This is a genomic window from bacterium, assembly GCA_037127815.1.
GTDB lineage: Bacteria > Patescibacteriota > Minisyncoccia > Phycocordibacterales > CAIZLB01 > CAIJKW01.
The window spans coordinates 1-21,133 of record JBAXXP010000004.1 but is presented as its reverse complement, the minus strand read 5'-3'; the positions used below and the strand labels follow the sequence as shown (position 1 = coordinate 21,133).

Genomic DNA, 21,133 nt, shown 5'->3' with positions numbered 1-21,133 from the left:
TTTTAACACAAAAGACAATAATATATTAAACTATGACTATTTTCTTTGGCTTCTTTACAGCTCTATTTCCAGCCTTTTTAGTCTTAGCCTCTAGTCTTGCTGCTTGTGGTCTTCCATTACAACCTCTGCTTCCTCCTCTTCCATTACTCATATATTTATTTAATTAGCTTAATAATTATTTCTGATTAATTTACATTACTATTATACTCTTTTTTTATACTTGTAAATAGTGATAAAACTTTTCGTAAACTTGGTTTATTAAAACTCGGCCTATTAATTGCCAACACTATACTAATCTAGCAAAATATAGTTAAATAGGAACATGAGAATACTATCAGTTGAAACAAGTTGTGACGAAACCGCAATATCTATAATTGAGGCTAGTTTTGGTACCAACGCCGTAGATGTGACTGACAAATCTGATACAATAAACAACACGCTCGGTGCAATAAATCAGGCCTCAAATAAAAAGCTAATTTTTAAAGTACTTGGAAATGCATTATATTCACAAGCTGAAACTCATGCAGATTTTGGTGGAGTCTTTCCTACTCTTGCAAAGCGTGAGCACATAAAAAATTTCACACCTATTTTAATTTCTGCACTTCTTGATGCTGGAATGCTTATTGAAAAAACTCCTAGTGTAGTTGAGGTTAATAATATAACTGACTCATTATCATTCCTAGGTGAAAGAGAACAAATAATGCACGATGATCTTCTAGACTTCTTTGCAAAATATGAAGCTCCAGAAATAGATGCTATTGCGGTGACAGTAGGCCCTGGTCTTGAGCCAGCACTATGGGTTGGAATAAGTGGCGCAAAAGCCCTGGCGTATATTTGGCAACTTCCAATTATTCCAGTAAATCACATGGAGGGGCATATTACATCTGTTCTTTTGGATTCAAATGCAAATACATCTGACAAAGAAGATGTGATTGCAAAAGATATACTATTCCCCGCTGTCGCCCTTCTTATCTCAGGAGGTCACACAGAGCTAGTACAGGTTAACGGTTGGGGTGATTACAAACTACTAGGACAAACTAGAGATGATGCAGTTGGTGAAGCTTTTGATAAGGTTGCAAGAATTATTGGATTAAAATATCCCGGTGGGCCAAAAATTTCAGCTCTTGCAAAGAAATTTAGAGATGGAGAGTTTCCATTGCAAAACAATCCTACTGGCATTGCATCTATAGGTATTGCTTGGAACTTACCTCGTCCAATGATTACAAAAAAAGATTGCGATTTTTCTTTCTCTGGTTTAAAGACTTCTGTTCTATACGCTGTTCGTGATAATACAAAAAACAAAGTTGCTGGTGAGCTGGAAGAATTAACAGAATCAGACAAAGCATCGCTTTGTGCAGAATTTGAACAAGCTGTAACTGACGTTTTAATTTCTAAAACAAAACGAGCGCTAGAGATAAGCTCAGCTAAGACATTAATTATTGGTGGCGGAGTTTCTGCAAACACATACATCAAAGAATCTTTTGTAAAAATGATTGCTGATGAATTTACATACGCCAATCCAGAGCAAAATGTCACATTACTTGTTCCTGAAAAAAATCTCTCAACCGACAATTCACTAATGATTGGTATTGCTGGATTTTTACAATATTCAAATGGTCATTTTATTTCAAAATTAAATAAGAGCGATCTAGCTTGGAATCAAACAGAATATCCGGGGCTTAGGGCTAATGGGAATTTGGGACTTTAGATATCTAAATAAAAGAAAAAGCGCCGTCCGAAGACGACGCTAATTTAGTACAAGGAATTGAACCTTGATAACGGTAACTATACCGAGTAGAGAATACTACTATTTTTTCACTGACTTACGGGGATTGTTAGCGTGTCGTTCAGAACGACCGTTACAGTCAGGACAGACGCCCGACAGAACAAATTTCTTCCCAGTTGCAGCTCGGCAGATTTTGCAAAGAACCGCCAACTCATTCATCAGCAATGCGGAATCGTCCATTTGATTATTTCCACTCCAACCAGACTCGGAATATTTTGAAAATGGTCGGTAGGGATAAATCTCACGTGCTTGTTCAGAGGTCATCGGCTTTGTTGCAACCAACACCTCCCTTTCGTCAACGATTTGCTTTTCAAAAAACGCTAGAATTTCTTCTGGGCTCATTTAATTATTTTTTCTTTGTTTGGGATTTGATTGAATCAATACGGACCAAAGAGACGAAAAATTGTCTCTTGATCTAAAAGCTTAATAGGTTTTTGTGGAGCAACTGTTGTAAGCCTGTTTCCACACTGCCTACAAAAATCGTCCTCTTTTGCACGTATCACTCCCGTTTCAAGCTCCTCAGAAAGTATTAGATCGCATGAAGCCCCACAAACCGGGCAAGAGCCAAGATAGCTTATCGCCAGCTTGGTAATTCTCTGCCCCGGTAGAAAACAGCACTGCTCGAATAAAGCATAGGCATGTTTCATATCTGTGTTAACAACAGCCCTTTGACCAACTACAATATCCATAAAATACTTCTATCAATTAAGTTCTAAAATGATCTGGTCATAATGGAACATCGGGTTCCACTTCCACCAAAGACAATACAATATTAATCATAGTACGTCAATTATTTTTGGGTAGATTTTAAGCCTATTAAATACCAACTTTATACCTTTATAATCCCCTACTTTGTGATAATATAAATATATAAATAATAAAAATATGAGCCAAGATACAAACATCGCATCAAACACAGATGCAAATACTGAAAATAATAAGAAAACGGACACATCAGAGCAAAAAACTCATTATGCCCCAAATATCCCAGCTCAACTTCTAAAGCCTTATGATCCAACTGAGGTGGAACCTCGAGTTCAAAAAGAAGAACGTGAAAGTGGATTTTACAATCCAGATGTTTGTATTAAAGAAGGAATCACTAAAGCTGATGCTCCTGTTTATAGTATTATTCTCCCTCCTCCAAACGTAACTGGAACACTTCATATGGGACACGCTCTTGGGTTCACTACGCAAGACATCGTAATTAGATACAAACGAATGAAAGGAAATAGAGTACTTTGGATTCCTGGAACGGACCATGCCTCAATTGCAACACAATCAATGGTTGAGAAAAATATTCAAAAGGCGGAAGGTTTGAATAGACATGATTTAGGTAGAGAGGAGTTACTTAAGCGAGTTGATACTTTTGCAAAGCAAAGTCACGATACAATTGTTTCTCAACTTCAGACAATTGGGGCTTCTGTTGATTGGTCAAGAGAAGCCTTCACATTAGATGAGGAAAGAAACTTTGCAGTTAGAACTGTTTTCAAAAAAATGTATGACGATGGTCTAATTTTCAAAAAAAATAGAGTTATTAACTGGGACCCAAAAGGTCAAACAACAATTTCAGATGATGAAATAGTTTATGAAGACAGAAAGGCAAAGTTTTATACTTTCAAATATAGTAAAGACTTCCCTATCGCTATTTCAACAACTCGTCCTGAAACAAAACTGGGAGATGTTGCTGTTGCAGTAAACCCGGAGGACCCTCGTTATAAGGAGTTTGTTGGAAAAGAATATTCAATGGATTTTTGTGGTGCTCCAATTAAAATAAAAATTGTTGCAGACCATGAGGCTGAAATGGATTTTGGAACAGGTGCTGTTGGTATTACCCCAGCACACAGCATGACTGACTATCAAATTGCAATGCGTCATGGTTTACCTATGGTTCAGGTTATTGATGAAAAAGCTCGCATGATGATTGGTTCTCCTGAGATTGTTGGTAAAAAAGTTGCTGAAGCGCGAGAGCTTGTTGTTGCTTGGCTTAAAGAAAATGATTTACTTATTGATGAAACTGAAATTGATCAAAGAGTATCTACTGCCGAGCGTACTGGTGGAATTATTGAGCCACTTCCTAAGCTTCAATGGTTTGTTGCTGTTAATAAAAAATTCAAACTCCCCCATTCTGATATTGATGGAATAGAATCTGGATCAGAAACTACATTAAAGGAAATTATGCAAAAGGCAGTTCTGGGTGGCCAAATTGAGATGATGCCTGAGCACTTCCTTAAAACATATTTTAATTGGATAGATAATTTGAACGATTGGTGTATTTCTCGCCAAATCTGGTACGGACACAGAATTCCCGTTTGGTATAAGAAAGGTTCTAATATAAATCAGGAGGCAGATTCTGAGGCATCTAAATCTGATATTTATTGCGGACTAGAAGCTCCAACTGGCGATGACGCAGATCAATGGATTCAAGATGAAGACACGCTAGACACATGGTTCTCTTCTGGTCTTTGGAGTTTCTCAACAATGGGATGGCCTGCAAAAGCAAATGATCCACAAAGTGATTTTGCAATATATCATCCAACAAACCTTCTTGTTACTGGACATGACATTATTTTCTTCTGGGTAGCACGTATGATTTTAATGACAGGTTATGTCCTTGGAACAATACCCTTCAGTAAAGTTCTATTCACTGGAATGGTTCGTGATATGAAAGGAAGAAAGTTTTCAAAGACATTAGGTAATGGAATCGATCCAATAGAAATTGCTCAAAAATTTGGAATGGATGCCGGTAGAATGTCACTTGTTTTTGGAACAGCACCAGGAACTGATAGTAAAATCGATGAAAATAAAATTAAGGGATACAAACACTTTGCAAACAAAATTTGGAATGTTACTAGATTTATTTTAACTTCAACCGAAGGAATGCATGATGTTGCAAGTAACGGTGTGGACGAAGATAAGACAAATATATCTTTCACTGAAGCTGATTTAGCGTTAATTGAAAAGAGAAATGAAGTTTTTAAATCGATATCAACAAATATGGACAATTTAAAGATTCACATTGTTGCAGAAGACCTGTATAATTATACATGGAAGGAGTTTGCTGATGTCATTTTAGAAAGTAGTAAAGAAATTTTTGCAAATAACGATGAATCAAATATAGAAGCTGTTGCGATGAAAAAATCTCGCGCAAAATTCTTACTTGAAACACTTGCGATGATTGTAAAGACACTACATCCATTTATGCCTCATGTAACTCAAGAACTTTGGTCACTTCTTCCAAAAGAGCTTAAAACTCGAGAATTGATAATGACCGAAAAATGGCCAACTACTTAATAAACCAATTACAAGGAGCTCCTCTGTTTGCAATAGAGGTTTTTGCCTATGCCTTAGTGGGAGGTGTTTTACCTGCTATGTTTTGGTTATGGTTTTGGATGCATGAAGCAAATGATCACAAAGAACCTAAGGATATTATCTTTTTGTCCTTTGTTGTAGGAATGTGTGGAGTTTTTGTTGTGTATCCGCTTCAAAAAATATCTGTTGGACTTTTTAATTTGAAAGACAGTGACTTACATGCCATTTATATTTGGGCATTAATTGAGGAAGCTGTTAAGTTTGGCGGGGCTTGGTTTATTGCATTACGAAGTAAGACAATTTTTAATCACCCTATTGATAGTTTTATATACTTAATGAGTGTATCACTTGGTTTTGCGGCCATGGAGAATACTTTATTTTTATTAACTCCATTATTTAGAGGAGACCTGGTTGCAAGCATAATGACAGGAGCCGCTCGTTTTATGGGAGCTAGTCTCCTTCATGTTGCAGCATCCGGGGTATTCTCTATTTTTATTGGATATGGTTTTTATAGGGGAAAATTTGGTAAATTCTCACTAGCCTTTCTTGGGCTACTTGTTGCGGGAGTTATACATACTATTTTTAATTACATAATTGTAATAAGCGATGAGCAGAATATGTTTATTGCATTTTCATTTGTTTGGATATCTATTATATTGTTGATTTTGTCACTGGAGAAAGTTAAGCAGATAAAGCAGTTCTAGTCTTTGCCTACTCCTTAAACTATCATTTCGATCAGCCAAGCCCAGGTGTAAATTAATTTATTGACTATACGCTCAAATAGTATAGTCTTCTATTGTTGTTCCTTAACGTACTGATTGAAACCATAAACACCAAACTAGAAACGAACTAAATATGAATGCAACTATTACGGCCTTTAACGCCATTTGTATTGATCTCATGCGTCAATTCCCATACCTTCCTGAAGTTGAACAGAACATGATTATGGAGCGCATTAGCGCTATTTCTATCAACATAGAACCTGTTGCCGGAAGATTTGATCGAGTGAAAGCAAAGAGAATTCGTGAGAATCTTTGCATCCCAATCCAGGGACTGGTGCAACTGTTCGGTGGTAAACCAGAATATCTCGACATTCTCAAGTTTGAAAGCGGAGAGTCAGGGGCAAAGCCTGACATCAACAACCCTGATCATTTGAAGTATATTTACTGGTTGGAACAGAATGGGTTTTAAGTTTCAGCCGAGAAGTTGATTCAGTTAGCGAGAAACGATTTTGTAAGCGCCGTTCCCACAGGGAACGGCGCTCTTTATTTATCTATATTCCAAATTAATGTAGCATTTTTCTTTTATATGATTTATAATTAGAACATAAAAAATTTACACATATGAAAAAAAGATCCTTTTTTGAAAGACTAACAGGCGCGGTAAACATCGATGAAGATGAGCAATTAGAAGAGGCTGAAGATTTTGATTTTACAGCAGCCAGAAACGTAAGACCTTCTATTACAGCAGTTTCTAAAAAGAGTGCACAAATTTATCCAAAGTTTGATGATAAAAATAGTTCATCGTGGGTAGATGATTCATCAGCTGATAGTGAGCTTTCTGTAGATGTGTATCAAACACAAGATGATGTTATTGTGAAAGCTATGATTCCAGGTGTTAGAAAGGAAGATTTGGAAATTAATTTAACTAGAGACTCCATTACACTTAAGGGAATAAGGAAGGAAGAGAAAATTGTTTCCGATGATGATTACTTTCACAGAGAATTATACTGGGGTTCATTCTCAAGAACTATTCAACTTCCTCATGAAATTGATATCGAGCACGCAGAAGCCATAGAGTCACAAGGTATTCTAACTTTAAAACTTCCAAGAGTTGATAAGGACAGACAAATGAAGGTTAGGGTTAAAAGTATTTAACACAAACAGTAAAAGATTGAAGAATGAAATTTGGGGTCAGGCACCACAGTGCCTGACCCCAAATTTTTCATTCTTTTTTTGTTGTTATTTAAATATAAGCATGTTAATCTCTCACCGAGAAAGAACAACAAACAATGACAACTGAAAGTACATTAAAGTCTATGGTGAAGCCATTTACTGCACCTGATGCAGAATGGCAAATTATTGGGTCAGAAGACTGCGGAGACGAATTAGAAAAAGAATTGGGGCTCGATATAAATAAAGCAACAATTACTATCGAGATTATTGAAGGAAAATTTGGCATATGGTTTTTGCTTTGGGAGAGCTGGATTGATATCAATATTCAAAATTCTAGCGGGAAAAAGTTACCCACAACGTACACCTACAGGATAAAGGCTGCAACAAAGAGACCTGTCTTTACTGAACATGGAATGAACTTAGGCAACATCCTGTTTCAGATAGTCTGGGATTCTACTGCAGAAAATTGTCTGAAGATGATAACGGCTGATTTTGCAATCTATGAGCCTCACCTAAGAGATACTAATTTGTCACAATACGTTCTGGAGGCTTTTGAATCCATTATGAAGACAAATTCTGAGGTCAGGTAATTTGTGTATATAAACCCTGATTTTGACGAGTTTCGATGCGGCGCAAGGCTTTGCCTTGCGCCGCATTATCATATCAACCCATTTTAGGCTCTATCTTACAGCCCAACAAGAACACCAAACCAAGCTCGCCTTGCATGCTTGACAAAACAGTGTAATAGTACTATAATATATACAGTTCTTTGATTAGTTTCGTCGGATTCCTGATAGGAAGTATTGTCATTCATCTCTACATTTTTATGGCTTTTGGGCAGATATTACTTAGTTAACAGAGGTTAGCTAGATAATATCTGCTCAACACCAAAACCAGATGAAAAAGATGAACACAATACTCGTCTCCACCACCGTGTGGAATGTCATGAATCCAATCAGCAGGGCATTGGCTGCAAAGCTAATGTTCGCAGCTATCGTAAGTCTTGCTGTGGCATCAGGACTCACCTCCTGCGTCATGGCGCCACCGCAAGGTGGTTATGCTCAACAACAACGCAGACAGCCTGCTCCCCAGCAATATGCTGTGGGTCAATATGTCAGCGCCAGTTGCTTCGGCAACCAACCCAAATCACCGACTCCTGGATCCGTTAGGATCTTATGGTCGGAAGTCTTTGGTCCACGCGGACCAATGGTCAATGATATGGGCGGTAATCGTGCCATGGTTCAAAACGTGCCAGTAGGGTTGGTGATCATGTACGATCGTCAAACTCAGCAGGCATGGAAGGAAAACTGTGGTAACAGGCTGATGCTTGCAGAAGTGCAAGCGCCACAGCAAGAGGAGGTGGTGCAAGAAGCACCACAACGCCGTTCAGGTGGTTGGCAAATTAATGGGTCGCTGATTAACATCGGCTTCACTCCCCCATACCGAGACCCTCGTGGTCTTCAACCTTGGGGTGGAAACTGCTATCAACAGCAGTATCCACAGCATTCCTGGGGTGGCAACTACTATCAGCAACAACGGAGGCAAGTAATTGTCGTCCAGCCATATCCGCAACAATATGGCGGATGCCCTCCATATGGGTATCGCCAACAACGGCACGGGTGGTAACAACCACCCGGGTTCAATCCCCAAAACAACTCAAATCGCCCGGCCCCACTTGGGGACGGGCGATTTTTTCTTGCCTTACATTTGGTGCCGAGAGCCGGATTCGAACCGGCGACCCCTTCCTCTTCAGGGAAATGCTCTACCAACTGAGCTATCTCGGCATAACTATCAAACCTTCAACTTACTATATATTCTTCAACGCCTTAAGGATATCAATTCCTCCATTATTTTCAACCCCTCCCGTCAAAGAATTTACACTACCATATAACTTCATAACACTTTCAAGATATGGTTGAAGAAAATAAAAGGCACCCAAAGTGAACCCTATTATTACTACCCATTTAATTATAGAAATAGCATAAGATAAACGATACGCACGATAAAGATATTTTAGCATTACACTATTATCTTTAGACATGTTCTCAAGCTTCTCTAATCTTTCGCTTATTTCTTTAATTTCTTCTTCAATGTATTCATCCATATTTTGAATTTTAATACTATTACACAGCCAGGTACAACTATATCATAAGACTAGAGACTTTTCCAGCGAGCTACAATTCCACATGGAAGTACTATTGGGTCAAGTTTTGACGATGTATCCATGCCCACAGTAGCACCATCCATCATCTTCTTAAAATCGTTCAAATCTTGCTCAATACACAATTCACCATGTTCAACTTCCCCACCTCTTTTTGCAATAAGATTTCTAAAGTTCTGTGAATACGCAATAGATGAATATCCAGCAGCATAACCGTTAAGAATAACAAACAACGCTTTATCTGAAAGTAATTCAAAAATCAATTCTAGGAATGGTAAAAAATCTCTTTCGATTTTCCAAACCTCACCCTGTGCACCTCGCCCAAAAGCTGGAGGATCTAGGATTATTCCATCATACTTATTTCCTCTTCTAATTTCTTTCTTAATAAATGAAACAGCATCTTCCAAAATCCATCTAACTGGTTTGTCCAATACTCCGGCTAGTTCTGCATTCTCATTTGCCCAAGTTACAGCCCCCTTTGATGAATCAACGTGAGTAACATGAGCTCCTGCCAAAAGACAAGCCACAGTTGCAGCACCAGAATATCCAAAAAGATTTAATATTTTTGGTGGGTTTTCTTTTGTGAATTTTGCCTCAGCACCTGCAGTGTCATTTTCCATTGCTTTATTAATCAATTCCATTGACCACTTCCAGTTTGTAAACTGTTCTGGAAAAATTCCAGTATGCTTAAATGGAGTCAATCTTGCATATATGTTTAATGCAGGAAGGCCATCTCCCATCTCAAACTTAATAGGCCATTTTTCAGGGATAGCTCTTGTCTTAATCCAATTACCAATGTCATTATCATCATCCGTTTGAGCAGAAGATGAAGACGAAGAACCACGCCCACTTGAGCCTCCAAACCCTCCCTTAGCAAACACAGCATCAATGTTAGGCCAAAGGTTGATGTTATCATTATTTATCTTTACAACGGCAGACAGGGCGCTATAAACAGCCTTAGGCCACAGTGCTTGAGGATCTGGTCTTGCAATTAGATATTCTCCATATCTTTCTAATTTGAAGCTATTTCCAGCATCAATCAGTGCGTATTCTTTTTGTGGTTTACATTTAAACATGTTGTTGATAATACTAACCCAAAACCATGCATTTGTATAATCTCCAATGAAACAAAGGTGTATCTGAGGAACTTGCGAACGGCAGTAAGCAGAGCCAATTCTTAGCAGAGAATTGGCGTATCCTCAGATATACCTTTATTGAGTTCTGTGCCACCAGCAGGAATCGGTCTCTACGAGACCAGTACAGGTTTCCCATTTTCTCAAAGCTCGCTTCTCGAAAATACGGGAGAACCTTTTCGATTCCTGCCCGCAAGCCGAAGTATCGGCTTGCTTGTCGTCCCAAAATTCACTTCGTTAATTCTGTGCCACCAGCAGGAATCGAACCCACATCAATCCCTTAGGACGGGACTGTTCTATCCATTGAACTATGGCGGCGGCGTAGAACAGTGAAGGTAGATTTATAATTTATTCAAGCTAAAATCGTATCATCACCATTCCACTACTTTCCTATTCTCCTACTTTATTTACTCTCTATTCCCAACATCTCAACTTCAAAAATCAAAGTTGCATTTGGTGGAATCATGTATCCCCCATTACCATCAGGAATACCTCTTGATCCATAAGCCTTCTCTCCAGGGATAACAAGACGCTTCTTCTCCCCAACCTTCATTCCAACCATTCCTTCATCCCATCCTTTTATAACTTGCCCAATACCAACAACAAACTTAAATGGTGTACCTCTATCAATTGAACTATCAAATTTTGTTCCATTCTCAAGTGTACCAACATAGTTAACTGTTAATGTATCTCCGGCTTTTGAAACTTTTTCTGTATCCATATTTTTTGTAGAATTATTTTTAATATCTGTACTTGGTGCAGTCACCGTAGTGTCTTTAACTGAAACATCTGATGTTGTAGCCAAATTAACCTCTAGATTAGAAGTTATTGGCGTTCCCACCACATCATCTTTATCTGATCTATATTTAACTATGTATACCGCTAATAAAATTATTGCGATTATGATAACTGCGTATAATATTTTTTTCATATTTTACTTTTATTATTTTATAACGATTAAATTTTAATACCAACCTTCTGTGCAATCAATTGCTTATCGAAACCAATCAAAACTGATCCATCAATATCTATAACTGGAACTCCCATCTGGCCAGTCTTCTCAATCATCTCTTTGCGCTTTTCCAAATCAGCTGCAACATTAAATTCTTCAAATGGGATATTGTTTGCTTTTAAAAAATCCTTGGCCATTACACAAAATGTACATGATGGCGTGCTGTAAATCATTATTTTCATAATAGATATTATATACCACTGAGTCTATTTCTTGAAGACCCCAACAACACCATTCCACAGTTTTTTGATAATGCTAGTTTCTACAGGGATTGGTGCTGAAACCTCCTTGTCCACAACCATAATTACACTCTCACCAGGCTTAACTACATCAAATTTGGACCTTATCTCCCTTTCCATCCCTTGATCAGTTTTTAATTCATTAACCTTTTCCGACAAAACATCATACCTTTCCTGAAGTTCAGCTCTTTTAATATCGACCAGTTTTTTCTCTTCCCCACTTTCTCGTTGTTTAATAGACATGCTAATAAGACCCTTTATTACAAGGATAATCATTATCAAAAGTACAAGTAAAGCCCATTTAGAGTATATTTTGTCTTTTCTATCGTTTTCTTGTTGAAATTCTTTCATTTACTGGTATATTATAGACTATATGTTTCTTAATCCAAAACACCAAAAAACAGTAAAGATTATATGGGGTATTATTTGTGTCCTAATCATAATCTCAATGATTCTTCTTTATATACCTGTATTGTCTAGAGGTCTATAATTTGATTATAAGTTATTTCATGAACCAATTCCACACTCTTTGAAAAAGAGGTACTTTTTCTGTATTTTTACTTGTTTGATCCTTTTCTGTTACTGTGTTTATTTTTTTATCAATGGAAGAACCACTAGCATTTATTGCCTTAACATCCAAAGTAAGTGCTCCTGCTTTCAATGTATATTTACTATATATTTTAACATGGGAGGCAGGAAAGGACTATGAATAGTGATGTATAACTATTATCTTAAATCAAGTAATTTTCTGTTGAGAAAATATATTGCTCAAAAAATATTTTCTTGAATGATGCTATGGAATTTAGCTCATAAAAAACCATTACCGACTCCCTGTATGTTTCTTCATCAACAATCCTATATGATAGTGGAGCCAAACCATATGTAAGTAATATAGCATTCCCCATGAGCCTAGAGGTTCTTTTATTGCCGTCTTCAAAAGGTTGTATATAACTTATCCCAATAATCAAGAAAAGCGCCTTACTATAGACATCAGCCATTTTAGATATAGCTTTACATAATTTTTCTGCCGATTCCTCAATTTGAAATTTATTATCCAAGGGTTTATACTTTGAACCCAAAACTCCAACGGGGTTTGACCTTAGGTTGTTTGTAACACCCAGATCCTTTATCAAAATCTTATGTACATCTTCTATTTTTGATACAGAAACCTCCTTAAACATATTTTTATTTTTATATATGAAATCAAAGGCATTTTTATGGTTGATAATCATAACAGCCTCGTCTTTCGTTTTTCCCTTAGCCTCGATACCGTCCTTAAGTAATTTCTCTGTATCCAAAAGTGTATAGGTATTTCCTTCTATTTTGGATGACTTCCAAGAAAGTTCAATAACGAAACGTTCTAATTCTTTTTTATGAATTACTTCAGAAACATTTAGAATTTTTTTATGATATTTTTTACTTGCAGAATCTAGTTCCTTAATTTCCTCCTTAGAAAAAAAACTTTCTGGTAGCGAATCAAACAGTTCAAAATTATAATCGCGAAGACCAACTCTTTTGTCCACCTCAATACTACAATATTTTTCAATATCAATTTCCAAATTTAGGCGTCCAAGAGTTGATATTTGATATTTAACAGACCTACCTTTTCCAGATTTGATTAAAAAACCCTGCACCACCAACTTTGAAAGAAGTCTCTTTACAGAAACGGCTGACGTCACCTCTTTAGTTATTATGTATTCGTATATCTCTGATACTGAAAAAACACCACCTTTGATCAAAAATTCAAGAATTTCGTTTGTCATATTGTTTTATTTGATTTTAATCCATTATTAATTAATCGTATCATTTTAGTAGCTTAATCGTATCATTTTGATACGATTAAGTACAGCTTTTGATACGATTAAATCACCTACAATTAACATTCCATCACAAACTACTCCCCCGTCTTCATCATCTTCAAAAATACATCGTGAGGAATATTTACAACTCCACGGGCCTTCATTTTCTTCTTTCCTTTCTTTTGTTTCTCGCGCAATTTCATCTTTCTAGTAATATCTCCTCCATATAAATAGCCTGTAACATCTTTTGTCATGGCAGATAATGTACGTGAGGCAATAATTCTTCCGTTAATTTTTGCTTGGATTTTTGCAACGAACATTTGCTTAGGTAGCACATTAAAAAGCCTATCTACAGTCTTATTTGCCTCTTCATCAGCTCTTCTTTCAGCAATAACTTTGGTAAATGCCTCAACAGGTTCATTTGCAACCAAAATATCCATTCTAGTAACCTCAGCAGAGCGCATTCCCTCAAATTCATATGAAAGTGAAGCATAGCCCGATGAAACAGATTTTAGTTCATCAAAAAAGTTACGCATAAGCTCACGTAGTGGCATTCTAATTACAAGTTTTGTCCTTCCGTCTCCAAAAGTTTCTGAATCCCCCAATTCTGCCTCATGATCATAAAGCAATTGATAAATTGAACCAACATAAGCTTCTGGGGTAATAATATTTGTTATAACCCAAGGTTCACGTACAGATTTATATTGCCCATGCTCTGGAAATAATGATGGCGAATAAACCATGACAACTTTTTCATTTGCCATAGTAACTTCATAGGTAATGCTAGGTGTTGCGATGATTAGATCTAGCCTAAACTCGCGCTTAAGACGCTCTGTAATAATTTCAAGGTGAAGTAGTCCAAGAAATCCACATCTAAATCCACGTCCTAATGAGCCTGATGATTCTTCTTCAAAGGAAAAAGCGGAATCAGAAAGCTTAAGTCTTCCAAGTGCTTGCTTTAGAACTTCAAAATCATCTGCGTCTTCTGGATAAACTGAAGCCCAAACAACAGGAGCTGGATTCATGTATCCATGAAGTTCAGGAAGTTGTTTTCTAAAAAGTGTAATTGTGTCCCCAACCGATGCGATACCAGGACGTTTTATACCAGTTGTGATATATCCAATTTCACCAGCATTTAATATATCTATTGACTCTTCATCTGGTGTAAAAATTCCAACATCAAGTGCTGTAAATTTTTCATTAGCAATTTTGAAAACTAATTCATCACCCTTCTTAATACTTCCTTCCATTACTCTAATGTAAACAATTACACCCTTATGATTTGAATATTGAAAGTCAAAAACTAATGCGCGACAACTTTGTGAATTCTCTATTTCCTCAACAGGATGTGGAATTTTTTTAACGATTTCCTGCAACAACTCCTCAACACCCTCTCCAGTTTTTCCTGAAGTTCCCAAGATATCTTCCGGCTTACAACCCAACAACTTACACATTTCATCTTTTATCTCAACAGGACGCGCAAGTGGTGAATCAATTTTACTCAAGACTGGAATAATAGTTAAACCAATTTCTCTTGCAAGCCTAAGTGTTGTCAAAGTTTGCGCTTGTACGCCTTGTGTTGCATCTACAAGCAAGATACATCCTTCTACAGCCTTAAGTGCACGAGAAACCTCGTATGAGAAGTCAATGTGACCTGGTGTGTCAATTAGGTTTAATTCGTATTGTTTACCCCCTTTAGATTGTCCATCGCCCACCTCGGCGAGATTTTTATATGCCATTCTAACTGGACGCATCTTAATTGTAATTCCCTTTTCACGCTCAAGTTCCATGCTATCCAGCACCTGATTCATCATCTTACGCTTCTCAATAGTGTTTGTAATTTCAAGCATACGATCAGCCAGCGTGGATTTACCATGATCAATGTGAGCAATAATACTAAAGTTTCTGATATTTGAGAGATTCATTTGTGCTTGTACTATATCGTAAAAGCTGATATTTGACAACGAAATGGGCTTTGATATACTTATATCACTACACCGCAGAAAGGCCTATTAATTTGTCCTTTCTAGTGGAAATCTCTAGCATAGCTAGAGATTTTTGCTTTTAATTACAATAAATTCTATTTGTTTTCTAAGTGTCCCGATTTCAATAAACCTAATAGAAGCTAGGTGAAGTCTGACTTCCTTTGCTGTTCTTGATGTACGAGAAATTATAAACACCTCTTTTCCTTGCTGTTCCATGTACTTATATAAAGGCAAGAAATCCCCATCTCCTGACATCACGATAGCTCTATCAAATAATTTGATGTTCTTCATGACTTCTATTGTTAAATCCACATCGCAGTTTGCCTTACTTTGCGAGAGGCCAGTACCGCCAAAGTGTTTAACTGGTTTCAAGAAAACTTTGTATCCAAAAAACTCAAGTTTGCTATAAAATTTCGCCCTCTGAATAAGCTTTTTAATGAAATTATTTTGCTCGTAAGAAAGTCTTTTATCCTCCTCTAAAATACACCTTAAGTGACGAGTAAATACCTCTAGGTTTACCGTGTCATTTTTAGAATAATCATAAAAATATTCCTCATTTTTCTGAATTCCTATTGTGATGTCAATTCCTCCAAAATATAGTACAGAAATAGCATTGTATTTTTTCTCTAAATACTTCTTCAATAATTCATAGTCGATTTTCCAGCCATATTCTATATCGAATCCGTAGAAGAGGTTTGAGGCATCGATAAATATATAAGTTTTCATCAACACATTTTACTATGCAGGAACCACGATTATGATCAAGAAATCCTAAAGAAAAACATGAGAAAAATACTAGAACTCAATGTTATCCGGTTCAGAAACAATCAATTTATTTTTATTCACCTTTGAGATTACAGCCTCCCAGACTTCATCAAGCTCTCTGGTACCTAGTAGTTTATAAATTAGTATTGTAACCGCAATACCTATTATTCCAGCAAAGAATCCTTGTAGAAATACCCCCATTGAAGTTGTTAAATTGAATACTAATGCAAATATATTCAAACCAATATATGCAAAGAATGCACCTATAACACCAGCGCCCAGCGAGTGAACCAAAACCATTGCAGTACGCTTCGTGAACCCCCTAAAGTCCCTTTCAAATATTATCCAGAGCATTGCAACATTAAAAATCGTTCCGATCGTATAACCAAGTGGGAGCATCATTACAGCTGTTCCTTCAATTCCAGAGACCTTAAATAGTGACTCGAAGAAGAATCTAAAAGTCTCTACGTTTGCAAAAACCTTTAGCAATAAAAATGGGGAAAGTATTGTAACAAAAGAACTAATCAAATTTATAAATAATGGTTTTCTGGTTTTTCCAGCTGCATAATAGGCTCTTATCAAAAGCAATTCTAGAGATTGTCCAAAAAGTGAAAGGGTAAATAGAGCAAGGCATGCTGCCGTAAGCCTAGTATCTTGCCAATTAAATGATCCTGAACCTAAAATAACTCTAACGATTTGTGCACGTAGAACAATAAACAGTGACGTGATTGGAAAAGACCAAAAAATGATATGCCTTGCCGCTGCTACAACGTGGCTCATAAATTCCTCCTTTTGTCCTTTTGCAAAACAAGCAGACAGTGTTGGAAAGGCAGCTAATGTGTAACTTACTCCAACAATTGCAAGTGGCACTGACTGCAAATTAAAAGCAAAACTAAAGATAGTGATTGAACCAACAGCTAAAGTTGATGCAAAAGCTGTAATAAAAACTTGTTCAAGTGTATAAGTTGAAAGTGTTAAGGTTCTTGGAATTGAGATTTTAATAACCTTCCATACTTCTTTATAATCAATCTTTTTTGTAAAAGTTGGCAGAAGCCCATATTTGAAAACAAAAGGAACTTGAATTAGGAAATGTAAAACCCCTCCAATAACAACACCATAAACAACACCTGTAATTCCAAAAAACGGATAAAGAAAAACTATTCCAAAGATGATTGAAAGATTATAAAGAATCGGACTTAGCGCATATAAGAAAAATCTTTTCTTGATTTGTGTAATAACACCAAGCATATTTGAGATACCCAAACAGATTGGTTGTAGCAATAATATTCTAGACATCCAAATAACCTGATTCAATGAATCAGAATCTACAATTCCTGGAAAAACAAATTCCGCAATATACGGCATTGCAATAAATGCAATTATTGCGACAAACACTATCGCTGAGAAAAATACAGTAAATACGGAATCCAAAAATTTCCTTGTATCCTCTTTTTTATTTTCTAATTTTTCACTTAAAAAAGGTATCAAAACAGAAATAGAAACCAGAGATGCAACTGAGGCAAAAATAAAATCTGGAATTCTAAATGATGCATAGTAAAGGTCAAGTGAATGTGTTGCACCAAAATAATTTGCCAAAACCCTATCCCTAAATAATGCCAATACCTGAGACATCAATGTAAAAAAACCAAGAATTGCTGCCGCTTGATGCATTCCTGAAACCTCGCTATGAAATAATTTGAATAATCTTTTAACCATTATTTTTTAGCGTTAACTGTCTTTGTAACACTTGATGTTGTAGTACTTTTTGTTTTTGACTTTGTGCTAGTTGCTACTGAAGGCTTAGGTGAAATAGTTGCTGGTGTAGAACTAGCCTTTGGCGACGAGGATACAGCGGGAGTGGATGTTGATGAAGCAGATTCATCGATCAAAAGTTTTTGATACATCTCCGTAGCTTCGACAAAGTCTGGTTTTATTTTTATGGTTTGTTCTAAAACGATTTTTGCAGAAGTCTTATCTCCTGACAGCACATATAAATTAGCAAGTGAGTATAATGGCAAGGGATGATTTGGAGCAAGATTTACCGCTTGCAGAAAGGCCTGTAATGCCAAATTCCCAGCTTCTTGATCCCCAGTAATCAGAGCGGCTGATTGTAATGTTGAACCAAACTGAACAAGGTTTCTAAAGTCATTAGGATTTGCATTTAATGCAGCCTTTCCAGATGAAATAGCAAGGGCAAGATACGCTGACGTTGATGATGACATATGAATCTGTTGGCCGGCTTGCAGCGCTTGAAGATTTTGATTCTCTGGGTCGGATGAAATATCGTAATTAAGTTTAACTATCGCTAAATTATTTATTGACCTAGCATAAACGTCAGCTGGGTATATGTCATATGCCTTCTGTAATAAATCTAATGCTTTTGGTACCATAGAAATATTTGCATTCTTTGCGTAAATCATCTGCACTGCCTCCGTAGAATATATTTGTGCCCTAGTTCTTTGAACCCATGTAAAAGCAAGACAAAGAATCACTAATGTAAAAGCAATGAATATTATTTTTGCGATTTTCTTTTTAGAGATACCCTTATCCTTATTTTTATTCTCGTTCTTGCTATCGTTCTCGCTATCGCTCATATTATCCCCCGCCCTGTCCCTCTTGAACATTAATCCGTCAAGGGAAACGTCTATCATTTGTAATTTTTTATCAGAGACAAGACTTCCAATTAATAGCCCTGTGAAGATGAAAGTTAAAATAAGAACTGCAGAACTTGGATTCTCTATTTTTATACTTGCCCATAGTAAAAGCGCAGAGAGAATTGTAACCACTCCCATGTAATTTGGAATATCTTTTCCTGCTTTCTTTTCTTTATTACGTCTTCCAACTAGAGAAAGGAATCCAACAATAAACAATGCTCCCAAGCTTATCGCCCAAAGCAAGAAACCTAAAATTCCATTATTTACTATTATTGTCATCAAATATCCAACTCCAGATGGATATTCTGTATTCCATAAATCTAATTTATTTACATAATCAGGCCTGTATTTATTCCAAGCTATACCAAAGCCGTGTGGTCCAACTCCAACTAATGCATTTTTTATAGATGACCTCAGCACAGCCTTTGATACTATGTAAGTATCGCTAATTCCAGGCCTAATATTAACCACGGATTCATCAGGAACTCCCACAAGATGATTAATTTTCTGATTAAGAGCGAGTGGGGAAATCATAACTATTATACCAAGAATAATTAAAATGAGACTTGCAACAGGAAGATTTATGGTTATAAGACCGTCACGCTCAGACCCTACTGCCTTTTCATTTTCAGCAACACCATCTTCCGCCAATTCTTTAGACTTACTTTCCGCCCTACTTCCCGCCTTCTTATTTTTTTTAATAATTTTGTTCTTACAAAATAATCTAGATAGAGCAAACACCAATGCAATAATTCCAACAAATGTCATTGAAGGAAATACGAGCTGTGAACCATTTGTTAATTGATCAATTCCTGATCCAATTAAAATCGATGAAGAGATAAAACTCATTGTTGCAAAAATTGCAAATAGTAACCAGAATGCTTTTCTAAATGCAGCCTTCAGTCCGTCTAAGTACGACATATCCAAAATTATTCCAAGTGAAAGTGCTGACACTCCAGCAATTATTGAAAAGTCTGTCCATGTACCAATTGTATTTACAGATGAATCTGTAAAAATTCCACCAAAATTAAATACAGCAATGAGCAAATCTGATTTAAATAAAACAGCGAGCATTCTTACGATTTGAAACAATGACGCCACACCAAACCCTGCCCAAAACAATGATAGAGCTGTGAAGATACGCTCTTTTGTATTTACAATTGATGCCACCAAAACTACCAAGAGTAGCAACAAAGAAATTACATACCAGGAATCAAGCTCGGTTCCAAGTCCAATTAATCCACCCCTATACGATGTAGATAGGAGCGACGACAAAAAAGTAAAGGCAGAAATTACAATTGCCGGTATCAAAACTTTTTTACTAATTATCTGAATTCTGCCACTGTATAATGATGACAACACGCTTGAAACAGTTGCGGCTGAAACAGATAGAATCAGAAGCCCTATTTTAGCTTGATCTAATGCAAGTGTAGGAGTTGGGAGAAAAAATATTGGAAGCAGGGCGACAAGAACATATATTGAGTATTTTGCGATTGAATCAAATAGTTTGATTTTTTTTAATATGTCCGATGGGGACGAAGATGAAGTTTTCAATTTTTTAGGCATTTTTATTTTTAAAATGAAATAGCAAAGCTACTGCTTGGCGATATTACTTGAATAATATCCTTATCTTACCAAGAATACGCCTAATTTAAAAGCTAGTTTTACCCAGTTTTGCACATTTGAATCCATAACTATTAGAAAATATGAGGTTCCACTTCATTCATTAATGACTAGTATTTATATTAAAAACATGTTATAATACTGGTGTGTCAGACAGGCGCTCGCACTGAAAGTAATTTCACGAGAGAGGAAAGTCCGAACACTCCCCCATCGCAAGATGAGGAGAAGGGTAGCAGGTAACGCCTGCCTAGGGAGATCTACGAGGTGCGAACAGTGACGTCTTGTTTTGAAAGGAATAAGACATCCTAAATGCAAATTTAGGATGAATCTCTTTGGAGACATAGAGAGTGAAACGGCTAAATCCTTACCTGAGTGCAAGTCCGTGCTTATCAAGCAATTGATAAGAGTGACGCAAAGAAATGTATGGTGACATACATTCAAGATAAATGCCTGTCGGGCAACCAAGCAATTGGATGTCGCACAGAATTCGGCTTATAGACACAAACATCATAAGACCCCGCCAAAAGCGGGGTCTTATGCATTTCACAAATGATGAACTTTTATTATTTACCCACCACCCCTCTCGTCATCCCACCAAAGAAACCTGTGTTTGGCAGGCCAACACTTTTCTGAAACCTCACAAGAGCAGCCTTGGTAGCAGGGCCAAAGTATGTAGTCTCCTTTCCTTTGGAACCAACACCAGTCTTTGCAATAGTGAAGCCATTGTTGTTCAAGAACTTCTGTAGTTGTAGTACATCATTGTTTCTCATAC

At 36.7% G+C, this 21,133-nt stretch carries 22 protein-coding genes, 2 tRNA genes and 1 other RNA gene; 8 read left to right on the top strand and 17 right to left on the bottom strand.

Translation table 11 applies throughout. The annotated features are described in order from the left end of the window. Positions 1-25 precede the first annotated feature (25 nt). Positions 26-151, bottom strand: coding sequence for a hypothetical protein (locus WCQ00_03440; protein ID MEI6042592.1), 126 nt, complete (start codon positions 149-151; stop codon positions 26-28). A gap of 171 nt (positions 152-322) precedes the next feature. On the opposite strand from WCQ00_03440, the gene tsaD reads away from it, so the two are divergent. Then, positions 323-1,708 carry a tRNA (adenosine(37)-N6)-threonylcarbamoyltransferase complex transferase subunit TsaD gene (tsaD, locus tag WCQ00_03435; protein MEI6042591.1) on the top strand — a complete coding sequence of 462 codons (1,386 nt, stop codon included), beginning with the start codon at positions 323-325 and terminating at the stop codon, positions 1,706-1,708. Positions 1,709-1,807: 99 nt separating this feature from the next. Here tsaD and WCQ00_03430 read toward each other — a convergent pair whose 3' ends face one another. Both WCQ00_03430 and WCQ00_03425 read right to left on the bottom strand, forming a co-directional pair. After that, on the bottom strand, positions 1,808-2,128 hold the full coding sequence (locus WCQ00_03430) for a hypothetical protein (protein ID MEI6042590.1): 321 nt from the start codon (positions 2,126-2,128) through the stop codon (positions 1,808-1,810). A gap of 35 nt (positions 2,129-2,163) precedes the next feature. Next, positions 2,164-2,475: a hypothetical protein gene (locus WCQ00_03425; GenBank protein MEI6042589.1), complete on the bottom strand. Its 312-nt coding sequence runs from the start codon at positions 2,473-2,475 to the stop codon at positions 2,164-2,166. 196 nt (positions 2,476-2,671) lie between these two features. Here WCQ00_03425 and WCQ00_03420 point away from each other — a divergent pair, with 196 nt between their 5' ends. The 6 genes from WCQ00_03420 (at position 2,672) to WCQ00_03395 (ending at position 8,616) form a co-directional block, all read left to right on the top strand. Then, positions 2,672-5,077: a valine--tRNA ligase gene (locus WCQ00_03420; GenBank protein MEI6042588.1), complete on the top strand. Its 2,406-nt coding sequence runs from the start codon at positions 2,672-2,674 to the stop codon at positions 5,075-5,077. Next, on the top strand, positions 5,062-5,799 hold the full coding sequence (locus tag WCQ00_03415) for a PrsW family glutamic-type intramembrane protease (GenBank protein MEI6042587.1): 738 nt from the start codon (positions 5,062-5,064) through the stop codon (positions 5,797-5,799). Before WCQ00_03420 ends, WCQ00_03415 begins: the two co-directional genes overlap by 16 nt. Positions 5,800-5,950: 151 nt before the next feature. Beyond that, positions 5,951-6,286, top strand: a complete 336-nt coding sequence (locus WCQ00_03410; GenBank protein ID MEI6042586.1) for a hypothetical protein — start codon at positions 5,951-5,953, stop codon at positions 6,284-6,286. Positions 6,287-6,438: 152 nt separating this feature from the next. Continuing rightward, positions 6,439-6,972: an Hsp20/alpha crystallin family protein gene (locus WCQ00_03405; GenBank protein MEI6042585.1), complete on the top strand. Its 534-nt coding sequence runs from the start codon at positions 6,439-6,441 to the stop codon at positions 6,970-6,972. A 134-nt stretch (positions 6,973-7,106) separates the two neighbouring features. Beyond that, positions 7,107-7,580: a hypothetical protein gene (locus tag WCQ00_03400; protein MEI6042584.1), complete on the top strand. Its 474-nt coding sequence runs from the start codon at positions 7,107-7,109 to the stop codon at positions 7,578-7,580. A gap of 307 nt (positions 7,581-7,887) precedes the next feature. Next, entirely contained in the window at positions 7,888-8,616 is a 729-nt protein-coding gene (locus WCQ00_03395) for a hypothetical protein (protein MEI6042583.1), read from the top strand. A gap of 82 nt (positions 8,617-8,698) precedes the next feature. Here WCQ00_03395 and WCQ00_03390 read toward each other — a convergent pair. The 13 genes from WCQ00_03390 to WCQ00_03330 all read right to left on the bottom strand — a co-directional run bounded on the left by WCQ00_03390 (position 8,699) and on the right by WCQ00_03330 (position 20,304). Then, positions 8,699-8,774, bottom strand: a tRNA-Phe gene (locus WCQ00_03390). A 23-nt stretch (positions 8,775-8,797) separates the two neighbouring features. Next, complete coding sequence (locus WCQ00_03385) at positions 8,798-9,094, bottom strand: hypothetical protein (protein MEI6042582.1); 297 nt, start codon at positions 9,092-9,094, stop codon at positions 8,798-8,800. Positions 9,095-9,144: 50 nt separating this feature from the next. Next, positions 9,145-10,227 carry a class I SAM-dependent methyltransferase gene (locus WCQ00_03380; protein ID MEI6042581.1) on the bottom strand — a complete coding sequence of 361 codons (1,083 nt, stop codon included), beginning with the start codon at positions 10,225-10,227 and terminating at the stop codon, positions 9,145-9,147. Positions 10,228-10,530: 303 nt separating this feature from the next. Next, positions 10,531-10,602, bottom strand: a tRNA-Arg gene (locus WCQ00_03375). 85 nt (positions 10,603-10,687) lie between these two features. After that, the gene (locus WCQ00_03370) at positions 10,688-11,215 is read right to left on the bottom strand and encodes an FKBP-type peptidyl-prolyl cis-trans isomerase (protein MEI6042580.1); all 528 of its coding nucleotides are present in this window, start codon (positions 11,213-11,215) and stop codon (positions 10,688-10,690) included. Positions 11,216-11,241: 26 nt separating this feature from the next. Next, the gene (locus WCQ00_03365) at positions 11,242-11,478 is read right to left on the bottom strand and encodes a glutaredoxin domain-containing protein (protein ID MEI6042579.1); all 237 of its coding nucleotides are present in this window, start codon (positions 11,476-11,478) and stop codon (positions 11,242-11,244) included. A gap of 24 nt (positions 11,479-11,502) precedes the next feature. After that, positions 11,503-11,886 carry a septum formation initiator family protein gene (locus WCQ00_03360; protein ID MEI6042578.1) on the bottom strand — a complete coding sequence of 128 codons (384 nt, stop codon included), beginning with the start codon at positions 11,884-11,886 and terminating at the stop codon, positions 11,503-11,505. Between the two features lie 151 nt (positions 11,887-12,037). After that, complete coding sequence (locus WCQ00_03355; protein ID MEI6042577.1) at positions 12,038-12,196, bottom strand: hypothetical protein; 159 nt, start codon at positions 12,194-12,196, stop codon at positions 12,038-12,040. Positions 12,197-12,266: 70 nt separating this feature from the next. Further along, positions 12,267-13,298 carry a Fic family protein gene (locus WCQ00_03350; GenBank protein ID MEI6042576.1) on the bottom strand — a complete coding sequence of 344 codons (1,032 nt, stop codon included), beginning with the start codon at positions 13,296-13,298 and terminating at the stop codon, positions 12,267-12,269. Positions 13,299-13,429: 131 nt separating this feature from the next. After that, positions 13,430-15,259 (bottom strand): translation elongation factor 4, encoded by a 1,830-nt coding sequence (lepA, locus tag WCQ00_03345; GenBank protein ID MEI6042575.1) that lies wholly within the window; start codon positions 15,257-15,259, stop codon positions 13,430-13,432. A 123-nt stretch (positions 15,260-15,382) separates the two neighbouring features. After that, positions 15,383-16,045: an NYN domain-containing protein gene (locus WCQ00_03340; protein MEI6042574.1), complete on the bottom strand. Its 663-nt coding sequence runs from the start codon at positions 16,043-16,045 to the stop codon at positions 15,383-15,385. A 69-nt stretch (positions 16,046-16,114) separates the two neighbouring features. Then, positions 16,115-17,800: a lipid II flippase MurJ gene (locus WCQ00_03335; GenBank protein ID MEI6042573.1), complete on the bottom strand. Its 1,686-nt coding sequence runs from the start codon at positions 17,798-17,800 to the stop codon at positions 16,115-16,117. Continuing rightward, positions 17,800-20,304: a hypothetical protein gene (locus WCQ00_03330; GenBank protein MEI6042572.1), complete on the bottom strand. Its 2,505-nt coding sequence runs from the start codon at positions 20,302-20,304 to the stop codon at positions 17,800-17,802. The genes WCQ00_03335 and WCQ00_03330 overlap by 1 nt, the downstream gene beginning before the upstream one ends. 199 nt (positions 20,305-20,503) lie before the next feature. On the opposite strand from WCQ00_03330, the gene rnpB reads away from it, so the two are divergent. Continuing rightward, positions 20,504-20,872: RNase P RNA component class A (rnpB, locus tag WCQ00_03325), an RNA gene on the top strand. A gap of 52 nt (positions 20,873-20,924) precedes the next feature. Here the strand turns inward: rnpB and WCQ00_03320 are convergent. Then, the coding region (locus WCQ00_03320) for a peptidoglycan-binding domain-containing protein (GenBank protein ID MEI6042571.1) at positions 20,925-21,133 on the bottom strand (209 nt) is incomplete at its 5' end.

What these genes read in the sequence shown, in the direction of transcription:
- WCQ00_03440 (MEI6042592.1), bottom strand. Translation starts at nt 151, where the DNA reads ATGAGTAATGGAAGAGGAGGAAGCAGAGGTTGTAATGGAAGACCACAA.
- tsaD (MEI6042591.1), top strand. Translation starts at nt 323, where the DNA reads ATGAGAATACTATCAGTTGAAACAAGTTGTGACGAAACCGCAATATCT.
- WCQ00_03430 (MEI6042590.1), bottom strand. Translation starts at nt 2,128, where the DNA reads ATGAGCCCAGAAGAAATTCTAGCGTTTTTTGAAAAGCAAATCGTTGAC.
- WCQ00_03425 (MEI6042589.1), bottom strand. Translation starts at nt 2,475, where the DNA reads ATGGATATTGTAGTTGGTCAAAGGGCTGTTGTTAACACAGATATGAAA.
- WCQ00_03420 (MEI6042588.1), top strand. Translation starts at nt 2,672, where the DNA reads ATGAGCCAAGATACAAACATCGCATCAAACACAGATGCAAATACTGAA.
- WCQ00_03415 (MEI6042587.1), top strand. Translation starts at nt 5,062, where the DNA reads ATGGCCAACTACTTAATAAACCAATTACAAGGAGCTCCTCTGTTTGCA.
- WCQ00_03410 (MEI6042586.1), top strand. Translation starts at nt 5,951, where the DNA reads ATGAATGCAACTATTACGGCCTTTAACGCCATTTGTATTGATCTCATG.
- WCQ00_03405 (MEI6042585.1), top strand. Translation starts at nt 6,439, where the DNA reads ATGAAAAAAAGATCCTTTTTTGAAAGACTAACAGGCGCGGTAAACATC.
- WCQ00_03400 (MEI6042584.1), top strand. Translation starts at nt 7,107, where the DNA reads ATGACAACTGAAAGTACATTAAAGTCTATGGTGAAGCCATTTACTGCA.
- WCQ00_03395 (MEI6042583.1), top strand. Translation starts at nt 7,888, where the DNA reads ATGAAAAAGATGAACACAATACTCGTCTCCACCACCGTGTGGAATGTC.
- WCQ00_03385 (MEI6042582.1), bottom strand. Translation starts at nt 9,094, where the DNA reads ATGGATGAATACATTGAAGAAGAAATTAAAGAAATAAGCGAAAGATTA.
- WCQ00_03380 (MEI6042581.1), bottom strand. Translation starts at nt 10,227, where the DNA reads ATGTTTAAATGTAAACCACAAAAAGAATACGCACTGATTGATGCTGGA.
- WCQ00_03370 (MEI6042580.1), bottom strand. Translation starts at nt 11,215, where the DNA reads ATGAAAAAAATATTATACGCAGTTATCATAATCGCAATAATTTTATTA.
- WCQ00_03365 (MEI6042579.1), bottom strand. Translation starts at nt 11,478, where the DNA reads ATGAAAATAATGATTTACAGCACGCCATCATGTACATTTTGTGTAATG.
- WCQ00_03360 (MEI6042578.1), bottom strand. Translation starts at nt 11,886, where the DNA reads ATGAAAGAATTTCAACAAGAAAACGATAGAAAAGACAAAATATACTCT.
- WCQ00_03350 (MEI6042576.1), bottom strand. Translation starts at nt 13,298, where the DNA reads ATGACAAACGAAATTCTTGAATTTTTGATCAAAGGTGGTGTTTTTTCA.
- lepA (MEI6042575.1), bottom strand. Translation starts at nt 15,259, where the DNA reads ATGAATCTCTCAAATATCAGAAACTTTAGTATTATTGCTCACATTGAT.
- WCQ00_03340 (MEI6042574.1), bottom strand. Translation starts at nt 16,045, where the DNA reads ATGAAAACTTATATATTTATCGATGCCTCAAACCTCTTCTACGGATTC.
- WCQ00_03335 (MEI6042573.1), bottom strand. Translation starts at nt 17,800, where the DNA reads ATGGTTAAAAGATTATTCAAATTATTTCATAGCGAGGTTTCAGGAATG.
- WCQ00_03330 (MEI6042572.1), bottom strand. Translation starts at nt 20,304, where the DNA reads ATGCCTAAAAAATTGAAAACTTCATCTTCGTCCCCATCGGACATATTA.